Raw genomic sequence first — 2003 nt, 5'->3', positions numbered from 1 at the left:
GCTTCATACACATCGTGTAGAAATTCCGTATCAAGATGGCTTGCTCGTATTGGATCGCTCCGACTATTTGGGGAAGACAGATTATGAAGTTGAATTTGAAGTGAATGATTATTTAAGTGGACAACATAGCTTTAATGAAATGCTTTCAACTTATAGAATTCCAATTCGTAAAACACCAAAAAAAATTGCCCGGTTCATGAAAGCGGCTCAGCATAAATAAACTGTATGAATAGTAATACCGCTTGTACATTTATAAACTTCCATTCGTTGTTACGAAAATAAAATTGTATGTAAGAATTAACAAAATCGATTTGTTTGAGAAATATACGTGAGGTTGATAGAATGGGAATACAGCGCAAGCAAAGGAGTTTATAAAATGACCCGAAAACCTATTATTCCTTATGAGGAAATTGGTCCGGATAAATTGTCGCAACTTGTTGATGCATTTTACGAGAGAGTCGCGGCACACCCAAAGCTTAAGCCTATATTTCCAGATGACTTGATGGAAACCGCTCGTAAACAAAAACAATTTTTGACACAATATTTAGGTGGACCTAATATTTATTCACAAGAACACGGACACCCGATGTTACGTGCCCGACATATGCCTTTCCCTATCACACCAGACAGAGCACAAGCATGGCTTGAGTGTATGCATGATGCAATGGATGAGGTCGAGTTAGAAGGAAAAATCCGTGACGACTTTTATCATCGCCTTGTGCTAACGGCTCATCATATGACGAACCGGCCAGATCAAGAGGAGGAAATCGAGTGAATAACTTGCAGATTCCGCCCGAAGCGATAGTTTCTACGAGTTCAACAAAGCCAATTGAGCTTTACGCATTTATTGACCCACTCTGCTCTTCATGCTTTGATTTACAACCGATTGTGCGAAAATTACAAGTCGAATATGAACAATATTTCACGTTACGTGTAGTACTTAGTACGAAGCTTTCTACTCTTAATTCATTTTGTGCAAATGATTCGGTAGATGCCGATGATTTTACACATCCAGCACTTCCCTCTGTTGCTATTAAAGCTGCGGAGCTACAAGGTAAACGAGCTGGAGTCCGATATCTTCAAAAACTTCAAGAACAGTTTTTCTTGGATACAAAAAACGTTGCTTCATTTACAAGCCTCATAGCAATTGCGGAAGAAGCACAGTTGGATGTAGAAGAATTCAAGTCAGATRTTCAGTCAAAAGAAGCCACCCGCGCCTTTCAATGCGATCTCCATATCAGTCGGGAAATGGAAGTCAGTGAATCGCCTAGCATGGTATTTTTCAATGAACATATTGAGGATGAAGGACTGAAAGTGTGTGGAGTGTATTCTTACGAAGTATACGAGAAAATTCTGGCTGAGATGTTGGATATGGAACTAAGTCCTCAAGAACCACCCACACTAGATGAACTTTTTATACGCTATCATACATTGTCTACTAAAGAAATCGCTTCCATTTACGGTGTGACAAACTATGCCGCGGAGCGAGAATTAAAAAAACGAACACTACTACAGCAACTTGAACGCATTCCATTGGCAGATACAAATCAATGGAGACTCAAATCTTATATGCAAAAAGCGTGAAACCTCCCTTTAAATCGGGCATTCGCTTTATAAAAACGATCCAAAGACAAAAGTGAACAGCACCCCACTTGTTAGCCACAACTAACAAGTGGGGTGCTGTTTTTATGGAGATATATCCATTAAACATGGTTTGTTAAAGAATGCTGTTAATACTAGTCATGAAAAAAGAGAGGCAATAGAATCCCTTTTCCTTTCCGCGGACGAACAGACAAGCCTCTTTGGCCAACAGGATGTTGGTCACGAAGGCGTTTCCACAAAGTGGCGTTCTTAGCCTTCGTTCCATCGTTATCGCTCCAGGGTATTGCCCACTGGAGTGTTGACGCAAGAGCGTGAATCGTGAGACCTGAAGGTAATTGGTTTTAATACTTGAAGGCTCATGCGGAACAGGCTGCTTGCGCAACTGTAAGATAAACAACAGT

Annotated in this window: 4 protein-coding genes; 3 read left to right on the top strand and 1 reads right to left on the bottom strand. The window is 40.4% G+C overall.

The window, feature by feature from the left end; translation table 11 throughout:
* The 3 genes from AC1DSB_RS18550 to AC1DSB_RS18540 form a co-directional block, all read left to right on the top strand.
* Positions 1 to 220, top strand: a 220-nt coding sequence (locus tag AC1DSB_RS18550; protein WP_477587335.1) for a CYTH domain-containing protein, incomplete at its 5' end; no start/stop codon positions are given.
* Between the two features lie 156 nt (positions 221 to 376).
* Positions 377 to 775 (top strand): globin domain-containing protein, encoded by a 399-nt coding sequence (locus AC1DSB_RS18545; RefSeq protein WP_477531657.1) that lies wholly within the window; start codon positions 377 to 379, stop codon positions 773 to 775.
* Entirely contained in the window at positions 772 to 1584 is an 813-nt protein-coding gene (locus AC1DSB_RS18540; RefSeq protein WP_477587334.1) for a ClpXP adapter SpxH family protein, read from the top strand. The genes AC1DSB_RS18545 and AC1DSB_RS18540 overlap by 4 nt, the downstream gene beginning before the upstream one ends.
* Before the next feature lie 133 nt (positions 1585 to 1717).
* Here AC1DSB_RS18540 and AC1DSB_RS18535 read toward each other — a convergent pair.
* The coding region (locus AC1DSB_RS18535) for a hypothetical protein (RefSeq protein ID WP_477587333.1) at positions 1718 to 2003 on the bottom strand (286 nt) is incomplete at its 5' end.

Source organism: Paenisporosarcina sp. P4_E4_2 (genome assembly GCF_056401595.1).
The sequence above is the reverse complement of the archived record's forward strand: the minus strand, read 5'-3'. Positions and strand labels throughout refer to the sequence as shown.